Source organism: Rhizobium sp. P1_E1 (assembly GCF_056406015.1).
Genome location: NZ_JBFUAY010000059.1, coordinates 15,528 through 32,644, shown reverse-complemented (window position 1 = coordinate 32,644; position 17,117 = coordinate 15,528). Strand labels below are relative to the sequence as shown.

The window sequence follows — 17,117 nt, the reverse complement described above, 5'->3', positions numbered from 1 at the left end:
GGCCGGGCCAGAAGTGCCATTCGACGCCGGCGTGATAAACACCCATGCCTGCCGTCACCAGCATCAACATGCCGGCCGCGAGAATGAGCGCCCGGGTGATCCAGTTCGGCAGGCCGACGAGCTCGGATATCGCGGCCAGGATCGCGATCGGGATGGCGTAATAATAGGGCTGGCGCTGCAACAGGCAGAGCGCGCAGGGAATATAGCCGCCGATATACTGGAAGCCTAGCGCGGTGCCGACCGCCGCCGCCATGCCGATGGCGAGCAACAGGGAATAGATAAAGCCGGGGCGGGCGAGCGGCGAGGAAGTGGCAGTCATGGCGGAACTCCGCGACGTTGGTAGAGCATGAGATGCGAAATCAGATTTCAGGCCTATTCGGCTAAAAATCATTCTCGCCTAGTGAGCGAGATAGCGGTAGGCGGGATATAACACGATCACGGCGGCGGCACCGATACCGACGATCTGGCCGAGCCGCTTTTCGATGAAATCACGGATCGGCTCGCCGTAGCGGCGCAGCAGCCAGGCGAGGAAGAGGAAACGCGCGCCGCGCGCGACGATCGCCGAGACGATGAAAAGCCCCAGATTGACGTGGATGACGCCGGACAGGATGGTGACGATCTTGATCGGCGGCAGATGCGCAAGACCCGAGGTGACGAGCAGCAGCAGGATCCACTCGTAGGTGACATAGGCCTTCATCTGCTCGAAGGCTTCGAACTTGCCGTAGAATTCCAGGATCGGCCGCGCCACCGTCTCATAGGCGTAATAGCCGAGCGCCCAGCCGGCGATGCCGCCGAGCACGGAGGCGACGGTTGCAATCAACGCATAGCGATAGGAGCGTTCCGGCCTGGCAAGCGCCATCGGCAGAAAGAGTACATCGGCGGGGACGAGAAAGACGGAGCTTTCGACGAAGGCGATGACGGCGAGCCAGACTTCGGCCGATTTGCGCGAGGCCAAAGACATGGTCCAGTCGTAAAGTCTGCGGAGCATTCCGTTTCCTTCCTGTTGCAGTGCAAAAGAGCTTTAGGGGCCGTGCGCGGCGCTGTAAATGCTCGCCCGTGTCCTTCCTGCCACCGCCGTCCAAAAATTTTCGTGATGCGGGGTATCGGCGCCTCTCCCAAGATTTCACGGGATTGCGAATCGGCCATTCTGCGGCAAGCTAATTGGGGTGGACGTGCAGGGTGGCAAGAGAATGTTCAAAGTGATTGAAGGCGGCCTTGGGCAGGCGGCGCAAATAGATGACTGGTCCGAAGAGCGGCGCGGACCAAGCAAAGACGACGTGCGCCGGGAGGCTGCGCGACGGATCAGCGAGAGCGGTTATAACATGTCCCGCATCCGGGAATTCGCGACCGGCGTGCCGATGCTGGCATCTCTTAAATACTTGTCGCTGCAGATCGATTTCGCAGCCGAGACATTGTCGCGGCTCGATCCGATCCCCGAGGATTTCCGCTCCGATGGCTATTGGCCGGCGGGCTGAAGCAATCACGGTAGCGTGACTGCCGCTGAAAGGAGTGATGTTTGTGTCAGGACAGGTCCATCGACTTTTCCCATTGCTGACGCAGGACGTTCATTTCCGTTCGCTTCTGGGCCATTTCGCTAACCGCGGCGCGCAGATGTGGATGGTGCGACATGAACATGTTGAAGTCGCGCCGTTCGAGCACCTCGAACTGGCAGAAGTCGACGGCGATGACGTCGGCTGTGCGCCGTCCGCCGGTCAGTAGCGCCATTTCCCCGAAAAAGGCGCCTGGCTCCAGGCGGATCGCGCCACTGGCGAGCCGCACTTCCACCGCGCCGGAGGAGATGAAATACATGCTATCGCCCCGGTCGCCGCGGCGGATGACACGTTCACCGGGCGGCGCGGATTTCGCCTTGAAGAGCAGCAGCAGCTCCTCCTGCGCGTCCTCGTCGACCTCGGAGAACAGCGGGAACGTCTCGATCAGCTGCTGCATCTTCAGTTGATGCTGGCGCTCGCGCTCTTCGCCGAGCGCCCTGATCTTTTCCAGTTCTTTGCCGAGCGCCTTCTGCCTGCTCCTGCCGTAGCTTTCCCAGAGGGAGGGCCATTTCGAATGGATGTATTTCTTCAGGCCGTCGGTCGCGAAGATCACGATTGGGTTGAGCGTGATCGACAGGATCGCGGCAGCCAGGATCAGATCCTGGCCCTCATGCGGCAGGAGCCCGAGTGAGACGCCGAGACCGGCGAGGATGAAGGAAAACTCGCCGATCTGGGCAAGGCCGCCTGCCAATGTCAGCCCCATGCTGATCGGATATCTGAGCAGGATGACAATGAGGAAGGTGATGATGCCCTTGCCCAGGATGACGAGCGCCAGTGCGCCGATCACGGCCAGCGGCTGGCGCATCAGGATCGAGGGATCGAAAAGCATGCCGACGGAGACGAAGAACAGCACGGAGAAGGCATTCTGCAACGGCAGCGAGTCGGCCGCCGCCCTGTGGCTGAGCTGGGATTCGCTCATGACAACACCGGCGAAAAATGCGCCGAGCGCAAAGGAGACGCCGAAGATCGCCGCCGAACCGAAGGCGATGCCGAGCGCGATCGCCAGCACCGTCAGCGTAAAGAGTTCGCGCGAGCCGGTACGGGCGATCATCGTCAGCAGCCAGGGCACGATGCGAGGCCCGAGGAAGATCGCCATGGCGGCGAAGGCCGCCACCTTCAGCAGCGTCAGCCCGATCGTCAGCATCAGTGGCAGGTCGCCGAGGCCGTGATTGGTCGTATCGGCGGCGTTACCACCCAGAAGCTCTGCCAGCGCCGGCAGCAGCACCAGCGCCAGCACCATCACCAGATCCTCGACGATCAGCCAGCCGACGGCGACGCGTCCGCTTGCCGCGTTGACGAGATTGCGCTCCTCCAGCGCCTTCAGGAGCACGACGGTGCTCGCCACCGAGAGGCTGAGGCCGAGGACGATGCCGGCGCCGAGGCTCCAGCCCCAGAGTTTGCAAAGGCCGATGCCCAACAGGGTGGCGAGGATAATCCGCCCGATTGCACCAGGCACGGCGATGCCGCGCACGGCAAGCAGGTCGGAGGCGGAAAAATGCAGGCCGACGCCAAACATCAGAAGAATGACGCCCATCTCGGCGAGCTGGCTGGCAAGGGCGGTATCGGCGACAAAGCCCGGCGTGAACGGCCCCATCAGGATGCCTGCCATCAGGTAACCGACCAGTGGCGGCAGCCGAAGCCGGTCGGCGGCATAGCCCAGGACCGCCGCGAAAACGAAACTGACGGCCACCGTCGCGATAAGTCCTACTTCCTGATGCACGTCCGCCCTCTCTGGTGATAGCGGCGGCCACTTTGGACGAAGCGCAAGCAAAATTAAACAGTTGATTTGGATGACCGGCTACTGTTCGGGGCCTTTCGCTCTCATTTTGGCGGGTAGGATAGAATAATGCTGCAATTCCAAATGTTAAAGCGTCCTTCTCAGGTCTAAAAAGATGCGTTGCGTTGTAGGCACGGCCCTCGTGCGCAGCACGGTCGGGCCGTCACCGATGTTGGAACCACTTGTGTCTTGCCTCGTTGCCCTTTCATCAAGAAAGGAGAACGACATGCGAAAGATGATCTTGAACTGTACTGTGGCGGCCCTTGCCGTCTGCTCGTTTGCTGCGCCTGTTCTTGCCGACAGCGTCTATGTCAGGGAGCGTTCCTATGACGACGGCTATCGTCACGAGCGGGTACGACCCGGTATCACCATCAGCGAGCGTGGCCTCACTTTCGGTGCCGTGCGCGAACGTGAGCACCGCCGCTATCGCGATAACGGCTGCGAAACCAGGAGCGTCACCCGACAGACCGACGAAGGCGAGGTCACCAAGACGATCCGGCGCTGCAATTAACGAAAAAATGTGCGATAAGGACGAAGCCTGGTTCCGACGAGCCGGGTTTTCGCCTTTTGTGGCACGAATATTTCAATGCAGTGGTGAAAGTCGTCTGTCGGTGTTATGAGCACGCCTTTGGTAACAGCGCGTTCCCAGCGCAAACACCGCCCGCACAGGATCTTTTAGTATGATTGAGCTTACGCCGTCCCAGATCGCCGCACTTAAACTCGCCAGGGATGGAGACCTTTATCCTCAGCCAGCCAATAAATGGACGCACGAGAACGCGACGGTGACTTATGCAAAAACTGACCGGTGGAAAGAGCGGCCTCAGAAAATAAAATCGGTCACTGCCAAGACGCTGGGCGAGTTGAAGGAGCCGGGTTTTCTGGAACGGCGGCATCTGGATGACGACGCAACAAAAGACGTCTACGGCATCACGATGGCCGGCAAGATGTGGCTGCTGAAAAACAAGTAAGCTCCGCTTAGGCGCTGAGTATTTTCACAAGCCTCCCAGCCTAACGGGATATGACGGCCTCATATCCGACTTTTCGGGAGAGACTTGAGATCGCCGCCAAAGCGACCTTGGCCAATAATTCTATCGGGTACGGGCGGCGGTCGATGCGGTGATGCAGTGTCGTCTTTCGCTAGCGCGCGGTCGCGCCCATCATCTCGCCCAAGCCATCACAGCGTCTTTGGTTCGGAATTATGCGGCCTCACCTGCCTGCGCGCAAAGCCATGCGCAGAGCTGCCGCGGCGCCTGGCGCGCGTCATTGGCGCGGATGAGCGCAAAATGCCAGGCTGGCCCGCTCAGCACGTAGGGGAACGGCGCGATCAACCGGCCCTCGGTCAAAAGCGGCCGAAACAGCGACGGCGACAACAGCGCCACACCCACGCCTGCCAGCGCCGCATTGGCATCCAACTCGTGCGTGGGATAATCGACCGCCAAAAAGCGCAAAGCCTGCGGGGTCGCGCATTGAGCCTCCTTAAACCATTGCTGCCAATCAGGGTGCGGCAAAAGCGCGAAGTCGGCCAGCGCCTGCGGCGCGGCAAGTTTCCGCGTTCCAAGCAGGGAAGGCGACAGCATCGGCGTCACTTCTACGGGAGCGAGCCGATATTCTTCCAGCCCGGCCCATCCGCCGCGACCCGTCCTTATGGCGACGTCGAATGCGCCCGGATCACGTATTTCCGCCGAGACGTCGACCTCGATGACGGAAGCTTCTGGCGCAGGATAGCGCGCCAGACGCGGTGCAAGCCAGCGCGACGCAAATGTCGGCGGCGCCGTGAGCCTGAGTGGCGGCGTCGCAGCCTGAAATTCTGCGAGCGCCTCACCGATCCCGGTCAATGCCTCCCGGACCCGGTTTGCCAGAACGGAGGCGGCGGCCGTCGGGACCACTCGCCGACCGGCGCGGATAAATAGCGGCTGACCGAGCTCAGCCTCCAGAGTGCGAATACGAAGGCTGACCGCCGCCGGCGTCAGAAACAAGCGTTCGGCTGCGCGCGCGAAGCTGCCGGCCGAGACACAGGCTTCCAATACGCGCAGAGACTCCAATGACGGTCGCATGATCAGCTTCCCTTCACGATCAATTTATCTTGCGGTGACGACAAGCAAAGCGCGTTTTGAAGGCGGAACGCTCTGGTGCAATTTTGGGGGCAGCCCAAAATAGGAGATCTACTGTGTCCCTGCAATCTCAGCACCTGTTTACACTCTTCATCGCGCTTCATCCGACGCTGGAGCTTGGGCAGACGCCAGCCGGCGGCCGGCGCATTTTTCCCGTCTCGGGCGGACATTTCCAAGGGGAGCGCCTGAAAGGAGAAGTGTCGCCACTGATCGGTTCGGATCTCCTGCTCGCTCGTGCCGACGGCACATTTCAGCAAGATGTCAGGCTTCTCCTCGTCGCCGATGACGGGGGGCTCGTCCTCATGACCTATCGCGGCGTCAGGCGTGCGTCACAGGCCGTCGACGAGCGTTTGGCGCGCGGCGAAACGGTCGACGCTTCCGAATATTATCTGCGCACGACACCGTATTTCGAGACCGCGGCGCCTGCGCATGCGTGGCTTAACTGCATTGTCGCGGTCGCAAAGGGCGGCAGGTGTCCGGGCGGTGTCGAATACGAAGTCTTTGAAGTTCTATGACGACGATATTGTCCTCGCCGCTCTCTCACATTACGGGCGGAGATTTCCCAGATCATCCACGCGAGACGACGCAGTCCGCTTGCGTTGCTTGAACTATCCGACAAAGAGCTTGATGATTTTGGTGGTGCCCCATGCCGGAGTCGAACCAGCACTTCTTTCGAAACTCGATTTTGAGTCGAGCGCGTCTACCAATTCCGCCAATGGGGCAACGGATACGAACGGGCGGCTGTCTAACATGCGAGCGCCCGGACGCGCAAGACGGGCAAGCGAAGTTATCGGACTGATCCGGTAGAGAGATCCGGCCTCGCTTCGAGGCCGGATCTTGTCTGATATCAATGGGCGGCGGCCGGTGCCGGGTTGCTCAGACCGGACTTCTTCAGCGTGATCGCCAGGATCGAGGCCAGCAGGCAAAAGGCGCCCGCGACGAAGAAAGCCGGCAGGTAGCTCGAAAGCTCGGTGCGCGAGAGGCCGGCGCCATAGGCGGCGGTGGCGGCTCCCAGCTGATGTCCGGCAAAGACCCAGCCGAAGACGAGGCCAGTCTTTTCGCGGCCGAAGCGGTCGGCGGCGATCTTGACGGTCGGCGGCACGGTGGCAATCCAGTCGAGGCCGTAAAAGACGGCGAAGATGGAGAGCCCGTAAAAGCTGAAATCGCTGAAGGGCAGGTAGAGCAGCGACAAGCCGCGCAGGCCGTAATACCAGAAGAGCAGCCAACGATTGTCGAAGCGGTCGGACAGCCAGCCGGAACCGATGGTTCCGAAGAAATCGAAGATGCCCATGACGGCCAGCACACTGGCGGCAGCCACCGGCACGATGCCGAAATCGCCGCAGAGGGTGACAAAATGGGTCTGGATCAGGCCGTTGGTGCTGAGACCGCAGATGAAGAAGGTGGCAAAGAGGATCCAGAAGGTCGAGGTCTTCGAGATTTCCTTGAGGACAGTGATCGGCGTCATCAGCGCGGCGGCGAGGGAAGTGCTTGCCGGTGGCGGCGTCACCTGAGTCTCACCGAAGGAGGGCAGGTTGAGGTCGGCGGGGCGGTCGCGCATGAAGGCAAGCACGGCAAGGGCTGCGACCATGATCATGGCACAGACGAAAAACACCGTCGAGCGCCAGCCATAACGTTCCGTCAGCTCCGCCATCAGCGGCAGAAAGACGAGCTGGCCGGTGGCCGAGCTTGCCGAGAGCATGCCGACGACGAGGCCGCGATGCTTGGTGAACCAGCGGCTGGAGACCGTTGCGGCAAGCACCATGGCCGTCAATCCCGTACCGAAACCGACGACAATGCCCCAGAGCAGCAGCAGCTGCCACAGCGTCGTCATGAACAGCGAACCGACGAAGCCCGCGCCGATCAGCGCCAGTGCGAAGACGATGACCTTGCGCACGCCGAAATAATTCATGAAGGCGGCGGCGAACGGGCCCATGAAGCCGAAAAGGATCAGGCGGATCGCAAGGGCCGAGGAAATCTGCGAGGTCTCCCAGCCGAATTCGTCCTGCAGCGGCTTGATGAGAACGCCGGGTGCGCCCATGGCGCCGGCGGTGACCAGCATGGTGAGAAAAGTCGCGGCAACGACGACCCAGCCGTAATGGATGTTGCGCCGGGCAAGGGTGGAGGCGAGGGCTGTGGAAACCATGGGCAAGATTCCGTTTGAATTCAGGTTCGAGAAGATACTGGATCGATTTACATGATGGCCATCATATTTCTTGCGTATTGATGATGGACGTCATATATTTTGTCAAGCGACTATTTCTGGAGATGACAATGCGGGTCAGCCGCGAAAAATTTGCCGAAAACCGCGAAAAGATCCTGAGCGTTGCCGGCGTGCTTTTCCGAGAAAACGGTTTCGACGGGGTCGGCGTTGCCGACATCATGAAAGCGGCGGGTCTGACGCATGGCGGCTTCTATGGTCATTTCGATTCAAAGGATGACCTGGCGCTGGAGGTCAGCCGCAAGCTGATCGACAGGGTCGAAACGCGCTGGAAGGAACATATCGCCGAATCGCCGGACCGACCGCTGGCAGCGCTTCTCGACCACTATATCCACTGGCGTACGGTTGACGATCCGGGCGGCAGCTGCGTCTTCGCAACGCTGATCCAGGAGGTGAGCCGCAGCCGCGGCGCGGTCCGTGCGGTCTTCAGCGATGGCCTGTCCGTGCTGGTCGATACGCTCGTTGATATCGTTCCCGGCGAAACGGAAGAGGAGCGCCGCGCCAATGCCACGACGACGCTCTCGTCGATGATGGGTGCAGTCATTCTTGCCCGCGCGGTCGAGGACAGGGCGCTTGCCGAGCAGTTTTTGGTGACGATGCGCCGGCAGCTCGATCCCGGCAGTCGGACATAATCTCAGTCGCGGAAGCCGTGGTTTCGCTCTCCCCCTCCAGGCGGAGAGGAAGAGAATCCGCCTTGCATATGCCTGAGGACCGAGAAGCCAGCGACTATTTGAAGCCGGCGATGGCGTGCGGGATGTAGGGTGCTTCCAGGGCCGCGATTTCCTCGGCGGTGAGCTTGACCGAGAGTGAGGCAACCGCGTCTCTGAGGTGGTTCGGTTTGGACGCGCCGATGATCGGGGCGGTCACCGCACTCTTCTGCAGGATCCAGGCGGTTGCGACCTGGGCGCGGGAGATGTTGCGGGCCTTGGCGATCTCGGCCACGGCTCCGACGATCTTGCGGTCGGCATCGATGGACTGCGTGTAGAGCGTCTTGCCGAATTCGTCGGTTTCGCTGCGGGCCGTCGTCTCGTCCCAGTCGCGGGTCAGGCGGCCGCGGGCAAGCGGGCTCCAGGGGATGACGGCGATTTTCTGATCCTCGCAAAGCGGCAGCATTTCGCGCTCTTCCTCACGGTAAAGCAGGTTCAGGTGGTCCTGCATGCTGACGAATTCGGACCAACCGTTCAGCCTGGAGACGTAAAGCGCCTTGGCGAATTGCCAAGCATACATCGAGGAGGCGCCGATATAACGCGCCTTGCCCGATTTGACGACGTCGTGCAGCGCTTCCAGCGTTTCCTCGATCGGCGTCGTATAGTCGAAACGGTGGATCTGGTAGAGATCGACATAGTCGGTGCCGAGACGACGCAGACTATTGTCGATCTCGTCGAAGATCGCCTTGCGCGACAGGCCGGCGCCGTTCGGGCCCGGCCGCATGCGGTTGAACACCTTGGTCGCCAGCACGATGTCCTCGCGCTTGGCGAAGTCTTTTATGGCGCGACCGACGATCTCCTCCGAAGAACCGTTGGAATAGGTGTTGGCGGTGTCGAGGAAATTGATGCCGAGGTCGATCGCCTGCTTGATCATCGTCCGGCTTTCTTCTTCCCGCAGGCTCCAGGCATGATTGCCGCGGCCGGGATCGCCGAAGGTCATGCAGCCCAAGCAGATTTTCGACACTTCGAGACCGGTCTTCCCAAATTTTGCGTATTCCATGAAACGACTCCGTGATGAATTCGATGACCCCCAGTCTGACTTCCATGATTTAGCGCGAGATGACCAAAGTCGCAGGGCGGCAAATGAAGAATTTGTGCTGCGTGCGCACAATGATCCGTGATCGGCTTTTGAAGCCGCGCTCGTTACTGCCGCTTCTGGCTTCGGCTTGCACATCCGAGCTGCAAGGTGTTAGCTGATGCAGCATTTTACCGGAATCCGACCATGCAACTGCCGTCCCACGATCGCTACGACGATCTTTATCGCGATTTCTCCTGGCGGATTCCGGAGGATTTCAATATCGGCCGCGCCGTCAGCGACGACTGGGCGGCGCGTGCGCCCGAGCGCGTCTGCCTCGAACATTTCAGCCCGGACGGCGATCACCGTGTAATGACCTATCGCGCGCTCGCCGACCGTTCCTCGGCCTTCGCAAACGCGCTCGTTTCGCTTGATATCCAACGCGGCGATCGCGTTGCGCTGCTATTGCCGCAATCCTTCGAAACGGTGATCGCGCATGTGGCGATCTACAAGACAGGCGCTATTGCGCTGCCGCTGGCGCTGCTCTTCGGCGTCGAGGCGCTGGAATACCGGCTGAAGGCGGCAGGTGTTGTGGCCGTCGTCACCAATGGCTTCGGTCTCGAACGCATCCGGCAGATCCGCGGGCGCCTGCCGGCGCTGAAACATGTCATCAGTATCGACGGGGCGAGTGGCGATGCGGCCGCTTTCGCCGAACTGGTGGATGGCTATCCCCCTGTCTTCGACATTGCCAAAACCGGTCCGGACGATCCGGCGCTGATGATCTTCACGTCGGGAACGACGGGGCCGCCCAAGGGCGCCTTGCATGGCCACCGTGTCCTGCCCGGCCATATTCCCGGCATGCAGTTCGCCCATGAGGGTTTTCCGCGAGCCGGCGACAAGGTCTGGACGCCGTCCGACTGGGCCTGGGCCGGCGGCCTGCTCAATGCGCTGCTGCCGAGCCTTCTGCTCGGCGTTCCCGTCGTCTCGTCGCCAGCGCAGAAATTCGATGCCGAGATGGCCTATCGCATCATGGCGGAGATGAAAGTGCGCAATGCCTTCATTCCGCCGACGGCGCTGAGGTTAATGAGATCCGTTTCCGATCCGCGCTTGAAATATGATCTGGTGTTGCGCACCATCGGCTCGGCCGGGGAGGCGCTCGGCCGCGAGACCTATGAGTGGGCGCGGGGTACGCTCGGCATCACCGTCAACGAATTCTACGGCCAGACGGAGTGCAATTTCGTGCTCGCGTCGAGCGCTGCCTATGGCGTCACCAAGGCGGGCGCCATCGGACGGGCGGTGCCCGGACATCGCGTCGCGATCGTCAGCGAGACGGGCGACGAACTGCCCGTCGGCGAACCGGGCCAGATCGCCATCGCCAGTCCCGATCCGGTCATGTTCCTTGGCTACTGGGACGATGCGGCGGCGACGAAACGAAAATTCGCCAAAGGCTGGCTGCTCACCGGCGATATCGGCCGGCAGGACGCCGAGGGCTATGTGACCTTCGAAGGCCGCGACGACGACGTCATCACCTCATCGGGATATCGCATCGGCCCGGCCGAGATCGAGGATTGCCTGATCGGCCATCCCGCCGTGCAGCTTTCCGCCGCCGTCGGCAAGCCCGATACCGTGCGCACCGAGATCGTCAAGGCCTATATCGTGCTTTCACCCGGCCATCACCCAAGCGAGGCGCTGGCCGCCGACATAAGGGAGTGGGTGAAGACGCGGCTTTCGATGCACGAATATCCCCGCGAGGTGGAATTCATCGATGCATTGCCGCTGACGACCACCGGCAAGGTGATCCGCCGGCTGCTGCGGGAGAGGGCGGCCAGCGAGCGATAGAGCAATTCCGGACGCAAAACCGCTAAAGCGCGTCGCAATCTTTCAGATTCGCCCCTCGCGCTTTAGGTCTTTGTTTTTACGCATGTCGTTATCGCAAAACCGCGCACACTTTTGCGCGACATGCTTTAGGCACTTCTGCTGGAAAGGCTTTAGCCCCGCCCGGCGAGCGACATGATCTTCTCGCGCAGCATCTTCGCCATGTTGCGGGTGCTGCGGTACATGTGGAGCTGGGCTGAGACCTGGCGCATGTCGCGGTCGCTGTTCTGCGTCAGGCCGATCACCAGCGTTCCCATCTCCTCGCGCTCCTGCCAGAAGCGGCTCATGATCGGATGATCCGAGACGGCGCAGGAATCGGAGCGGACGATGTTGGCATCGTCGAGATGCCATTCGGTGAGTTCGTTCATCAGCAGCTTGCCCGGCGAATAGCGGGCATAGTTTTCATCGTAGGCGGTCTTCCAGGTATAGGCCTCGCCGCCCATCATCAGCACGACGATGGCGGCAATCGCCTTGCCGTTGAGATCGATCGTGTGAATACGCACGGCATCGACGGCGGCAAGGTTCGACACCGCCTCACGGGCGAAGGCCGTATGATAACGATCGGTGACGAGAGCGCTTCGCCGCTTTCCCTTCCAGCCGCCGGCTTCCATTGCCAGGAATTCCTCGAAGCGGATATGGATTTCGCGCGGCTGGCGGGCGACGGCATAGACCGCTGTTCCCAACTCCTCCAGCAGGCGCCACTGGCGGCGCATCTCGCGCATATGCGAGGAGGAGATGGTTTTGCCGAGATAGACGGGCGCCTCATCCTCGCTCTGCAGCATCGGGCGCTCGTAAGGATTGGTGACGGTGACTGGAAGATTGCGGCTGAGCGCCACGGCCTTGACCATGCGCACGAAGATACCGTTCAGCCGCAGATCCGGCAGAACCAATATGCCGGGCAGATTGAGATCGCGAGTGGTCAGCCCCTCGAAAAGATTGTCGAGGGTCTCGGCTGCATCCTCGCCATCGACAAGCGGCGTGCCGAGCGGACCGAAGCTGTTCGACCAGCCGCGGATGATCGACGGGCCGACGGCGAAGCCCGGCTTGTCGACCGAAAACGGCAAGAGGAACCGCATGCGGCTGCGGCCGGCATTGTGATCGCGGATCAGGGCGAAGTTCACCTGCCGATCTTCGAGCCGCGGCATGGCGGGGGCGAGGAAGCGGCCGGAGAAAAAGACGTTCGGTTCCATCGCCCGGTTGGAGAGGAAATCGAGCTCATCCTGGAGCTCATAGCCGAGCTTGCCGGGGTAGAGGCAGAGCTCGCGGCCCGGTCGGCCGATCTCGGCGCGAGCCTCGGCCTGCGGCGCGTCGAAATTCAGCGCGGCGAGATCATGCAACATGCGGTTCGCGGTGCTGTCGGTGCTTTCGGTAACGGGGGGAACACGCACCATCTATCGAACTCTCATTTCTGGCGTTGCAGCGGAGGGGCTGGCGAAGGCGAAAAGGACGATGCCGAGCGTGCGGCGCACGGCGACATGCAGCAGGATCGCCTCGACGGCCATGGCCGAGGCCGTGGCGATCGCCGTGCCCTCGATGCCGTAATGCGGGATCAAAGCGAGGTTGAGGCTGACATTGGCCGTCAGTGCGCCGGCATAGAGCGCGACGCAGAGGTTCTGCTTGCCTGCCATCATCAGCAGCGTTTCGGCCGGGCCGACCAGCGACTTGGCGAGGATGCCGGCGAGCAGGATCGCCATCACCAGATAACCTGACGTAAAGGCGCCGCCGAAGAGCGACAGCAGCAGATGACCGGCCGCAAGCACGACAAGGCCGACCCCGAGCGCCGGCCAGAAGGTCCAGCGGGCAGCGTCGATGGCAGCGCTCGCGAGCTGAGCATGGTCGCCTTCGGCGATGATCGAGGAAAAGCGCGGGCCGGAGGCTGCCTTGACCGAGAAATTGATGAAATGCACCAGCGCCATCGTCTTGGCGGCGGCGAAGTAGATGGCGACGTCGTGCGGCTCGAGGAAGATGCCGACGACGACCACGTCGGAATTGGTCAGCAGGAAGCTCACGCCCTCGATCAGGAAAATCGGAAAGGCGACGCTGAACCAGGCGAGGAAATCGACCTTGCGCGGGCCTTCGTCATAATGCCGGCGCAGGCGGTAGAGCGTTGCGGCATACTGAACGAGGGCGGTGACGAAGGTGGCGACGAGTGCTGCCTGCATCGCGGTGACGGCCGTGTGCTCGGCGCCGATGCCAATCGCGATCAGCATGAAAAGGATGATGAGGATCGGGCGGACGATATAGACCGGGCTCAGCGCCATCACCGGCCAGTGGTTCGCCCGCGACGTGCCTTCCAGAATGTCGCCGAGCGCGATCATCGGCATGGCGAGCAGGCCGATGAAGATCGGGACGAGATAATAGACCTGGATCTTATCGCCGAAGAAATGCAGGCCGAGCATGCCAACGGCGAGCACCGCCGTGCCGGAAAGCAGCGCAAAGACGCGCGCGGTGCCGGTCAGGCCGCGGATTTCCTCGAAAGCGCCCGCTGCCCTGTATTGCGGCAGGAAGCGGATGATCGCGGTGTGGAAACCAAGGCATGAGAGATCACCGAAGACGACGACCAGCACCCAGACGAAAACGAAGATGCCATATTCATATTCGCCCATCAGCCGGGCGAGCACGATCTGGGAGACGAAGGCGAGTGCGGCGCTGAGGATACGAATCGAAAAGGCCGTCAGCGCCATGCGCTGGGCGGCCGCCTTTTCACCGCGTTCGGTGAGCACGGCAGCAAGCATGCGCAGCGTGCGGCCGCCGATCGGGCGCAGGCCCGCCGGCAGCATCTTCTCCGCTGTTTCTATGACCGCCATGATGAACACGCAAAACTCTAAAGGTCAGGCAAATCGTCCCGGAAGTCTTGACAGAACAGGGTTAAGAAACGGTTCTGGCTTGGGGTTGCCGTCGGACGCTGAAATTCCGGTTTTCCGGCGTTGCCGCAGAAAAGAAAATGCCGCCCGGAGGCGGCATTTTCGCGGATCTTTGCGGCTTGCCTCAGACCTGCTCGAAGGCGCCGTGGCAATGCTTGTATTTCTTGCCGGAGCCGCAGGGGCAGGTCTCGTTGCGGCCGATCTTGCCCCAGGTGGATGGATCATCCGGGTTGCGGTTTTCAGGAGAAACGATGACTTCCGATGCCTGGTAGATCGCCGGGGCGAAATCGTCCTCGCCGGTCGTCGGATCCAGGTGATGGGCCTGCATCAGCGGCGGTTCAGGCTCGGCGGGCGCCTGCTGCACCAGTTCGACGCGCATCAGCTGGGCGGTGACGGCTTCGCGCAGATTGTTGAGCAGCGCCGTGAAGAGCTCGAAGGCTTCCGACTTGTATTCCTGCAGCGGATCGCGTTGGGCATAGCCACGGAAGCCGATGACGGAGCGCAGATGGTCGAGGTTGACGATGTGTTCGCGCCAGAGATGATCGAGCGTCTGCATGACGATCGAGCGTTCGACATAATGCATGATGTCGTCGCCGAAACGCTCGGCCTTTTCCGTGAAGGCGGCATTGGTGGCTTCCGTCAGGCGCTCACGGATATCGTCCTCGCCGATGCCCTCTTCTTTCACCCAGTCCTCGACCGGCAGGTCGAGATTGAGGATGTTCAAAGCGCCGGTCTTCAGGCCGGCGGCATCCCATTGTTCGGCATAGGCGCGCTCGGGGATATGCTTTTCGACCATGTCCTCGATCACCTCACGGCGCATGTCGGAAACGGTCTCGGATATATTGGTCGATTCCATCAGTTCGAGGCGCTGCTCGAAGATCACCTTGCGCTGATCGTTGAGAACGTCGTCATACTTCAAGAGGTTCTTGCGGATGTCGAAGTTACGGGCTTCGACCTTCTTCTGGGCGCGCTCCAGGGCCTTGTTGATCCAGGGATGGACGATCGCCTCGCCCTCCTTGAGGCCGAGCTTGGTCAGCATGCTGTCCATGCGGTCGGAGCCGAAGATGCGCATCAGGTCGTCCTGAAGCGAGAGGTAGAACTTCGAGCGGCCGGGGTCGCCCTGACGGCCGGAGCGGCCGCGCAGCTGGTTGTCGATGCGGCGGCTTTCATGGCGCTCGGTGGCAATGACGTAGAGGCCGCCGGCCTCGAGCGCCTTCTGCTTGAGTGCCTTGATCTCCTCGATGATCGCCTGGATCCGGGCGTCACGCTCCGGACCGGCTTCGACTTCGCCGAGTTCGCGCTCAATGCGCATGTCGAGGTTGCCGCCGAGCTGGATGTCGGTGCCGCGGCCGGCCATGTTGGTGGCGATGGTGATGGCACCCGGCACGCCGGCCTGGGCGACGATATAGGCTTCCTGCTCGTGGTAGCGGGCGTTCAGGACCTTGAAGTCGTCGAAGCCCTGCTTACGCAGGCGCTCGGCAAGCAATTCCGATTTCTCGATCGAGGTGGTGCCGACCAGCACCGGCTGACCGCGCTTGTGGGCGTCGAGGATCTCCTCGATGATCGCCTTAAACTTCTCGTCGAAGGTCCGGTAGACCTCGTCGTCCTCGTCGAGGCGCTTGATCGGGAGGTTGGTCGGGACCTCGATGACATCGAGATTGTAGATGTTGGCGAATTCTTCCGCTTCCGTCTGTGCCGTGCCGGTCATGCCGGCGAGCTTGTCGTACATGCGGAAGTAGTTCTGGAAGGTGATCGAGGCCAGCGTCTGGTTTTCCGGCTGGATCTGCACCTTTTCCTTGGCTTCGAGCGCCTGGTGCTGACCTTCCGAATAGCGGCGGCCCGGCATCATGCGACCGGTGAACTCGTCGATGATGACGACTTCGTCATTGCGGACGATATAGTCCTTGTCGCGCTGGAAGAGCTTGTGGGCCTTCAGCGCATTGTTGACGTGATGAACGATTGCGACGTTCTCAATGTCGTAGAGCGCGTTGCCCTTCAAGAGGCCGGCCTGGCGGAGCAGGTTTTCCAGCTTCTCGGTGCCCTCTTCGGAGAAGTTGGCCGAGCGCTGCTTCTCATCGATCTCGTAATCGCTCGGCGCCAGCAGCGGAATGAAGGCGTCGATCGTATTATAGAGTTCGGAGCGGTCGTCGAGCGGACCTGAGATGATCAGCGGCGTGCGCGCCTCGTCGACGAGGATCGAGTCCACTTCGTCGACGATTGCGAAGTTGTGGCCGCGCTGGACCATCTGGTTCTTCTCGTACTTCATGTTATCGCGCAGATAATCGAAGCCGAGTTCGTTGTTGGTGGCGTAAGTGATGTCGCAGGCATAGGCGGCGTGGCGTTCCTCGTCGGAAAGGCCGTGGACAATGACGCCGGTGGTCATGCCGAGGAAGCCGTAGACGCGGCCCATGGTAGCGGCATCGCGCTGGGCGAGGTAATCGTTCACGGTGACGACGTGCACGCCCTTGCCGGATAGCGCGTTCAGATAGACCGGCAGGGTAGCGACGAGGGTCTTGCCTTCGCCGGTCTTCATCTCGGCGATCGCATTCGAATGCAGGATCATGCCGCCGACCAGCTGTACGTCAAAAGGTCGCAGGCCGAGAACGCGGCGCGAGGCTTCGCGCACGACGGCAAAGGCCGGGATCAAAATGTCGTCGAGCGTCTTGCCCTCGGCGAGCAGGGCGCGAAACTCCACGGTCTTTGCCGCGAGCTGCTCGTCCGTCAGGGCCTTCGTCTTCTCTTCGATAGAGTTGATGGCAGTGACGTTCGGCTGGTAGGACCGCACGCGGCGGTCGTTGGAAGACCCAAATAACTTGCGGGCTATACCGCCAAAGCTGACCATATGACTGGCCCTTTCTCAATATTCATCCCCGGCGTTTCTTGTCCGCGGCCCAGCCGAAAATCAGGCGCGCGCCTTAAAACGCCCGGAAACTGTTCTGGACGCGAGGTTGCGTGACAGATAAGAGGGGGGTCGAATGATGTCAACGGATTTGGCGGATA

At 61.3% G+C, this 17,117-nt stretch carries 15 protein-coding genes and 1 tRNA gene; 6 read left to right on the top strand and 10 right to left on the bottom strand.

Annotation, left to right across the window (positions count from 1 at the left end):
• Together AC1D1Z_RS19980 and AC1D1Z_RS19975 are read right to left on the bottom strand one after the other, a co-directional pair.
• On the bottom strand, positions 1-319 hold a 319-nt coding region (locus AC1D1Z_RS19980), incomplete at its 3' end, for a disulfide bond formation protein B (protein ID WP_477851610.1).
• 78 nt (positions 320-397) lie between these two features.
• Positions 398-988 (bottom strand): YqaA family protein, encoded by a 591-nt coding sequence (locus AC1D1Z_RS19975; protein WP_018243768.1) that lies wholly within the window; start codon positions 986-988, stop codon positions 398-400.
• A gap of 202 nt (positions 989-1,190) precedes the next feature.
• Between AC1D1Z_RS19975 and AC1D1Z_RS19970 the strand changes: the two genes are divergently transcribed.
• On the top strand, positions 1,191-1,475 hold the full coding sequence (locus AC1D1Z_RS19970) for a hypothetical protein (protein ID WP_131647672.1): 285 nt from the start codon (positions 1,191-1,193) through the stop codon (positions 1,473-1,475).
• A 46-nt stretch (positions 1,476-1,521) separates the two neighbouring features.
• On the opposite strand, the gene AC1D1Z_RS19965 is transcribed toward AC1D1Z_RS19970, so the two are convergent.
• The gene (locus AC1D1Z_RS19965) at positions 1,522-3,270 is read right to left on the bottom strand and encodes a cation:proton antiporter domain-containing protein (protein ID WP_131647671.1); all 1,749 of its coding nucleotides are present in this window, start codon (positions 3,268-3,270) and stop codon (positions 1,522-1,524) included.
• 283 nt (positions 3,271-3,553) lie between these two features.
• Between AC1D1Z_RS19965 and AC1D1Z_RS19960 the strand changes: the two genes are divergently transcribed.
• Both AC1D1Z_RS19960 and AC1D1Z_RS19955 read left to right on the top strand, forming a co-directional pair.
• On the top strand, positions 3,554-3,838 hold the full coding sequence (locus tag AC1D1Z_RS19960) for a hypothetical protein (protein ID WP_131647670.1): 285 nt from the start codon (positions 3,554-3,556) through the stop codon (positions 3,836-3,838).
• Between the two features lie 169 nt (positions 3,839-4,007).
• On the top strand, positions 4,008-4,295 hold the full coding sequence (locus tag AC1D1Z_RS19955) for a hypothetical protein (protein ID WP_012759154.1): 288 nt from the start codon (positions 4,008-4,010) through the stop codon (positions 4,293-4,295).
• 228 nt (positions 4,296-4,523) lie between these two features.
• Here AC1D1Z_RS19955 and AC1D1Z_RS19950 read toward each other — a convergent pair whose 3' ends face one another.
• The gene (locus AC1D1Z_RS19950) at positions 4,524-5,381 is read right to left on the bottom strand and encodes a LysR family transcriptional regulator (protein ID WP_131647669.1); all 858 of its coding nucleotides are present in this window, start codon (positions 5,379-5,381) and stop codon (positions 4,524-4,526) included.
• A 113-nt stretch (positions 5,382-5,494) separates the two neighbouring features.
• Here AC1D1Z_RS19950 and AC1D1Z_RS19945 point away from each other — a divergent pair, with 113 nt between their 5' ends.
• On the top strand, positions 5,495-5,953 hold the full coding sequence (locus AC1D1Z_RS19945) for a DUF3237 domain-containing protein (RefSeq protein WP_131647668.1): 459 nt from the start codon (positions 5,495-5,497) through the stop codon (positions 5,951-5,953).
• A gap of 122 nt (positions 5,954-6,075) precedes the next feature.
• Here the strand turns inward: AC1D1Z_RS19945 and AC1D1Z_RS19940 are convergent.
• Both AC1D1Z_RS19940 and AC1D1Z_RS19935 read right to left on the bottom strand, forming a co-directional pair.
• A tRNA-Leu gene (locus tag AC1D1Z_RS19940) sits at positions 6,076-6,160 on the bottom strand.
• A 125-nt stretch (positions 6,161-6,285) separates the two neighbouring features.
• On the bottom strand, positions 6,286-7,581 hold the full coding sequence (locus tag AC1D1Z_RS19935; protein WP_047623048.1) for an MFS transporter: 1,296 nt from the start codon (positions 7,579-7,581) through the stop codon (positions 6,286-6,288).
• A 128-nt stretch (positions 7,582-7,709) separates the two neighbouring features.
• On the opposite strand from AC1D1Z_RS19935, the gene AC1D1Z_RS19930 reads away from it, so the two are divergent.
• Positions 7,710-8,288, top strand: a complete 579-nt coding sequence (locus tag AC1D1Z_RS19930) for a TetR/AcrR family transcriptional regulator (protein ID WP_131647667.1) — start codon at positions 7,710-7,712, stop codon at positions 8,286-8,288.
• Between the two features lie 94 nt (positions 8,289-8,382).
• On the opposite strand, the gene AC1D1Z_RS19925 is transcribed toward AC1D1Z_RS19930, so the two are convergent.
• Positions 8,383-9,363: an aldo/keto reductase gene (locus AC1D1Z_RS19925; protein ID WP_131647666.1), complete on the bottom strand. Its 981-nt coding sequence runs from the start codon at positions 9,361-9,363 to the stop codon at positions 8,383-8,385.
• Positions 9,364-9,585: 222 nt separating this feature from the next.
• Here AC1D1Z_RS19925 and AC1D1Z_RS19920 point away from each other — a divergent pair, with 222 nt between their 5' ends.
• Entirely contained in the window at positions 9,586-11,217 is a 1,632-nt protein-coding gene (locus AC1D1Z_RS19920; protein WP_131647665.1) for an AMP-binding protein, read from the top strand.
• 149 nt (positions 11,218-11,366) lie between these two features.
• Here the strand turns inward: AC1D1Z_RS19920 and AC1D1Z_RS19915 are convergent, their stop codons facing one another.
• From AC1D1Z_RS19915 to secA, 3 genes are all read right to left on the bottom strand, one after another.
• Complete coding sequence (locus tag AC1D1Z_RS19915; protein WP_131647664.1) at positions 11,367-12,644, bottom strand: GNAT family N-acetyltransferase; 1,278 nt, start codon at positions 12,642-12,644, stop codon at positions 11,367-11,369.
• Positions 12,645-14,060 carry a lipopolysaccharide biosynthesis protein gene (locus AC1D1Z_RS19910; protein WP_131647663.1) on the bottom strand — a complete coding sequence of 472 codons (1,416 nt, stop codon included), beginning with the start codon at positions 14,058-14,060 and terminating at the stop codon, positions 12,645-12,647.
• A 181-nt stretch (positions 14,061-14,241) separates the two neighbouring features.
• Positions 14,242-16,959 (bottom strand): preprotein translocase subunit SecA, encoded by a 2,718-nt coding sequence (gene secA / locus AC1D1Z_RS19905; protein ID WP_018448085.1) that lies wholly within the window; start codon positions 16,957-16,959, stop codon positions 14,242-14,244.
• Between the last annotated feature and the right edge of the window lie 158 nt (positions 16,960-17,117).